Annotated in this window: 8 protein-coding genes; 6 read left to right on the plus strand and 2 right to left on the minus strand. The window is 36.0% G+C overall.

The annotated features are described in order from the left end of the window. Window positions 1-231 precede the first annotated feature (231 nt). From K4I03_RS10035 to K4I03_RS10060, 6 genes are all read left to right on the plus strand, one after another. Window positions 232-588: a hypothetical protein gene (locus K4I03_RS10035; protein ID WP_227965123.1), complete on the plus strand. Its 357-nt coding sequence runs from the start codon at window positions 232-234 to the stop codon at window positions 586-588. A 2-nt stretch (window positions 589-590) separates the two neighbouring features. Further along, window positions 591-998, plus strand: coding sequence for a hypothetical protein (locus tag K4I03_RS10040; protein WP_227965125.1), 408 nt, complete (start codon window positions 591-593; stop codon window positions 996-998). A 9-nt stretch (window positions 999-1,007) separates the two neighbouring features. Beyond that, window positions 1,008-1,190 (plus strand): hypothetical protein, encoded by a 183-nt coding sequence (locus K4I03_RS10045; protein ID WP_227965127.1) that lies wholly within the window; start codon window positions 1,008-1,010, stop codon window positions 1,188-1,190. Beyond that, window positions 1,180-1,494 (plus strand): hypothetical protein, encoded by a 315-nt coding sequence (locus tag K4I03_RS10050; RefSeq protein ID WP_227965129.1) that lies wholly within the window; start codon window positions 1,180-1,182, stop codon window positions 1,492-1,494. The genes K4I03_RS10045 and K4I03_RS10050 overlap by 11 nt, the downstream gene beginning before the upstream one ends. Before the next feature lie 128 nt (window positions 1,495-1,622). Beyond that, complete coding sequence (locus K4I03_RS10055; protein ID WP_227965131.1) at window positions 1,623-2,537, plus strand: hypothetical protein; 915 nt, start codon at window positions 1,623-1,625, stop codon at window positions 2,535-2,537. Window positions 2,538-2,617: 80 nt separating this feature from the next. Beyond that, on the plus strand, window positions 2,618-3,865 hold the full coding sequence (locus tag K4I03_RS10060; RefSeq protein WP_227965133.1) for a hypothetical protein: 1,248 nt from the start codon (window positions 2,618-2,620) through the stop codon (window positions 3,863-3,865). Between the two features lie 264 nt (window positions 3,866-4,129). Here K4I03_RS10060 and K4I03_RS10065 read toward each other — a convergent pair whose 3' ends face one another. Both K4I03_RS10065 and K4I03_RS10070 read right to left on the minus strand, forming a co-directional pair. After that, window positions 4,130-4,321 (minus strand): XRE family transcriptional regulator, encoded by a 192-nt coding sequence (locus K4I03_RS10065; RefSeq protein ID WP_227965135.1) that lies wholly within the window; start codon window positions 4,319-4,321, stop codon window positions 4,130-4,132. Window positions 4,322-4,402: 81 nt separating this feature from the next. After that, on the minus strand, window positions 4,403-4,804 hold a 402-nt coding region (locus tag K4I03_RS10070), incomplete at its 5' end, for a hypothetical protein (protein WP_227965137.1).

Genomic DNA, 4,804 nt, shown 5'->3' on the forward strand with positions numbered 1-4,804 from the left:
ACAATGGCAACTCTGCCGAATAGCTATTTAAACAAGCTATTTAAAATCGAAAACTTTGTGGAAGAATTGATTGAGCAAGGCCGCATCAGCCAAGAAGAATTGGATCAATTTCTAAAAGGAAGTGTTTGAATATCAGGAGAACCTTTAGATAATGTTAAGGTGATTAGTCAACCGCAAGTTATCTATTTTGACAACCGAAAGCGAAGAAAGCACTGAAACGAGGTGAACGGAATGAATAAAGAAGAATGGGAAAAAATTATTGAACGTGGGGCAATTATTTTGCCTAGCTATGAACTTCATAGGCTCGCAGGGCCATTGTACGAAGCAGATGATGAAGGACAGATAGATGAAACAAAACCAGTAGGTCATCACCCGAATACATACTGGGATAAGTCTTATCAAGATCATCACTATTACTCAGTTACAGCACTAGTCCCAAGTAAAACAGAAATTGGTGTTTTTGAATATCACGTCTATGACGAAGATGAAAATTGTTATAATGATGATGTCACTAAGACAATGGAAATCTCTGACCCTTATCAGTACCAGACAGAAAAAGAATATCTGAAACAATTAGAAGGAGTGTAGATATGAAAAAGAAAATATTTCTAGCAATTTTGTTAGCAACTACTCTGGGATTGTCTTTACTGACTTTTCAAAAGACAAGTAAAAGTCAGCATACTTGGACAACTAAGCAGCAACGAGTAGAGAACTTCCTTGCACGACAAAAGGCGAAAGGAGTATCTTATTCTCAAAATGCTCGTTTTGTGGAAGATGAAAAGGACTATCAACTAGTAAAACTTTCTGGAGGCTGGCCAGTAGATATTCGTTATGAAACAAGTCCTATCAGTGAGCGAATGTCATTCAAAGAATTTTCTAAGAAGTCAAATATTAGCGATCCATCAGTTGCTTTTGCTTTGTATCAAAATGGAACTGAGCAAGTTTATTCAAAAGAATGGCAAGAGGACTATGCTAAGGCCATTGATAAAGGAGAGTAGAAGTTAAGCATGGAAATGTTAGATAAAATTTTGAGTGTGCTGATTGACGCTGTAGCTTGGTTGTTTGGAGCGTTAAATAAAAACAGCTCCCTAATCTTTAGTGTCTTTGCTCTGGTAGTGATTTTACTATATTTTTGGTTAGGGTGGAAAGAGCAAGAAAGTGTAAAAAAGGAGAATAATCATGATTGTTAAAGAATATGTGAATCAACCAGGAAAGAAAATTTCCTACAAACTGGATTTTGATATATTTTCTATCCCAGTCGAACACGAAAAGACAACGACAGGTGTGACAACATATGGGTTTGACTATGTAGACATCGTGGAGAAATTTGTAGATTTTCAAAACTACCTGCTTTTATATGGGGTTGCCTTTGAGCTAAACATGGCCCCTGAAGAAAGGAGCCAGAAAGAGATAGAGGAATACGCTGATAAGCTAATCAATCCAACTTTGGAAAAGTATATGGAGCAATTAGAAGAACGGATTAAAAGTCAGTAGAAAATCTTTAGTTATTCTGCTATACTTAATCATAAGGCAGGTGGAACTCCTTTCAAAAACGGTGATGACGAAAAGCAGGCCTGCCTTTGAGCCTAGAAATCCCTCTAGGCTCTTTTTTAGGATAATGTATGAAAAAAATAAAGAAAAAGAATTTTCTACGAAAGCACGCGCAATTCCAAGGCTTTAAATCAGAAATGGATTTTGAAGTCTTTATCCGTGATAGAGCAGATCATCTGGAAGATTTGGGAACAAAAGCTAGAATGTATGATTACTTCCTAGGAACAGTGATTCGGGGCTTTGATCATTTKCTGCGACTTAAAGAGGAGCATAACCAGTCTAAACCAAAGTCTAGGCTCTTTCTGGCAGAGGCAGACGGCCAATATGTTTACTGTCGGGCCATTGTAGGGGGTACTCGTACCTTTTATAAAAACGGTAAGGAAACAGAACGCTTATTGCTGCTGGATCCAACCTACAAAATCAGTCTATTGAAAGTTKAGAATCCAGAAGAGCAGTCAGCGACTTTCTATGATGCAGGACAAGTTCGCAAGGATAAAGTCATAGATAATCATATCTGGGTGGATATTGCTGAAATGAGCGTGTTTAATGCTGATAAGCGCTATCCATTGACCATTGGAGCTGAGATAGGCTTCACAGCTAAAGTCTATTCGTATAAAGGCAAGACAACGCATGACGTACGAGGCAAACAGGTTAAGTTTGGCTTGAAAGAGATTGCTATTAATGAGATAGGCTACCAGACTTACATTCAGAAATACTACATCGGCAAGTTTGTAGGTTTACTAAATCTGGACTTTAGAGACTTTGAGCTTTTGACATGGGATAAGGCGCAAGAGTGCTTTGTCAAAAATGATAATCAGAACCAGAAGTATTATGACCTTATCGGGCGCGTGAATGAGAATTTAACTGAGATAGAATTTGATGAAGAGTTCTACCAAGTGAGTTCCAAATTTCTCTTTGAATTTGATCCATTAGCTCGTAAGGCTTTAGAGGCATACAGCAAGAAAAAGAGAAATGGAGAATTTTAATAGGTCTAGTTGAATAAATGGAATCAATTMTAAAGGGCTTAATTTAGCCTCTAAACATCTTAAAGGAATGGTAGGTACGAATGGGCTATACACTTAAAATAAAACTATCACAGGCTCATAATGGGCGTTTAGAGAAAGTATTTAAACATGCTTATAAATTAAAAAGAGAAGTTGTTCAATGGTTCAATAGACAGGAGTATAGACGGCAGCAATCTCCAGAGTATCATGAACTAGCTGTAAGGCACCGTTGTTTTATCAAGGAACAACAAGCTATAAAAGAATTGAGTAAAGACCAACAAAAGGAATACGAGCAAGAAGAAAGAAGAATAATGCTTGCCTGGGCTAAACTCAATGCACATTATGGCTTAGCAAATAATAAATATATAGACTATAAGGCTTATGGACAAGCAAGTAATATGTATGAGCAATATAACAAAAAAGGGATAGTGAATTGGTCAACCTTTGAGAGAATCATACAAGAGACTAAAGATGGTTATTTAAAGCGTCGTAGTCAGTCTAGGTCAATTAATCGTCTACGTGTACCTAAAGAATCCAATTTCAAGACAATTTGGTTTAGAAAGATGAATCAGAACGTGGCTTATACGGGTCTATATGAAGGTCGGAAGAAAGATAAGATTTTCATTCCTTTTGATTTTAAAGGAAATGATGAAAAACGTTTGAGTTATGCTCTGACCACGCAGCGATTAGCTATGCACGGAATCACAAGAGAATTAGACAAATACAACCGTTGGCAATATTATGCTCTCTTGGTTTTTGACGGAGAACCTTATAGATATGACCAAATAGATGGTCAAACAGGCCTTATTAAAATTCATGTTAGTTTGGATAGAATTGAGTTGGAAAAAGAGGGCAGAGATAATCTGGTATATGAATTGAAAGATTATCAGAGATATGCTGATAAGATAACCACGCTAGACTTAAAAATGTCTAGTGTCTTAAAGTCTAACAACCCTGATAATTACAATGAAGATGGGTCAATGATTAAGGAGAAGAAAACATGGTATTATAGCAATCGCTATAAGAAATTATTGGCTCAAAAGCGCTATATCATACATAAACTACAGGAGCACCAAAAAAATTGGTTTAATAGGATAGCCAGTCTGGTTCTTGGGTTGGGTGACGAGTTCTTAATATTGACAAAAGATTTTGAGACTTTGCGATATACTAGTTATCAGAAACCAGGGGAAAGAGTTTTATTTAATAGTCCAATGAAATTTGTTGAACAATTAGAGATCAAACTCAAGTATAATAAGACGAATAAAGTCAAAAAAGTTATTAAAAAGCTTGAAACACAAGCTTTGAAATGATAATATGTATTTATAGGACAGTTTGGAGTCCTTTGTTTTTAACAAGAAAGCTAAGGCTAACTGGAATCTGCGGAAAGAAAGTGAAGCTAAGGCAGCCTAAACTTATTTAGGCCCGAAGGGAAGAACTATACGTTTACAAACTTAAAAGGTTTTGGCTAAGCTAGAACCTTTTTTGTATGCTTTTTTGGTCTATGTCTTCTTGAGAGTCATAACTTGCAACAAATAAATATTTTTTACAAATAAAAAAAGCCATAAAATAGGCTTTTAAGATGTTTTCTGCATTTTGTTTGCAAGTTCAGTCAATTTGTGACCAGTCTCTATTGTGAGATTCTCAATCTTTCTTTTACTGTTTACTAGCGCAGAAATTGTGGGTTGCGGAATCCCACTAATTTTCGCAATCTGGTAGCCACTAGCATTTTTCAATAACCACTCGATTTGCTTTGTATCTACTTTCATGTTATACTCCTTCTAGGCGGTTACTCTGCCGCCTTATTTATCTTACAAACCCCCTCATTTTTTGAGGGGGTTATTTGTTTATTAAATAGTTTCAGCACGTTCAACGTGTTCAAATTTTACACCATCTTCTTGGTCATCTTTAATATCTGAGATGAGTTGATCTTCATAACCATATCCGAAATAGAAATAGTAATAAGTAACTACTGCAAGTGCATCTTCATGAGAAATACTTTCGAGATATTCAGCGATAACTTTCAATCCGTCGCCGTAGAAGTTTGACTTACGTTCTTTGTTTGAGATACATTTTGCAAGTTCTTCTTCTGGATCAAATTCAGTATAAGTGATTTCAAGTTGTTCAAGCAACTCTTTGAACTGTTCTTCAGTAACTTTGTTTTCAAAGACTTGCCATACAAATTCGCTTGTATCTCCATCGTTTTCGTAAACTTCATTGTACTCATCTTTGTAATTTTGTTCGATGAAATT

It is taken from the genome of Streptococcus sanguinis (assembly GCF_020729725.1).
Classification (GTDB): domain Bacteria; phylum Bacillota; class Bacilli; order Lactobacillales; family Streptococcaceae; genus Streptococcus; species Streptococcus sanguinis_V.

Excerpts from the sequence above, each read along its gene's own strand:
- K4I03_RS10045 (WP_227965127.1), top strand. The coding sequence starts at position 1,008 with ATGGAAATGTTAGATAAAATTTTGAGTGTGCTGATTGACGCTGTAGCT.
- K4I03_RS10060 (WP_227965133.1), top strand. The coding sequence starts at position 2,618 with ATGGGCTATACACTTAAAATAAAACTATCACAGGCTCATAATGGGCGT.
- K4I03_RS10040 (WP_227965125.1), top strand. The coding sequence starts at position 591 with ATGAAAAAGAAAATATTTCTAGCAATTTTGTTAGCAACTACTCTGGGA.
- K4I03_RS10035 (WP_227965123.1), top strand. The coding sequence starts at position 232 with ATGAATAAAGAAGAATGGGAAAAAATTATTGAACGTGGGGCAATTATT.
- K4I03_RS10065 (WP_227965135.1), bottom strand. The coding sequence starts at position 4,321 with ATGAAAGTAGATACAAAGCAAATCGAGTGGTTATTGAAAAATGCTAGT.
- K4I03_RS10050 (WP_227965129.1), top strand. The coding sequence starts at position 1,180 with ATGATTGTTAAAGAATATGTGAATCAACCAGGAAAGAAAATTTCCTAC.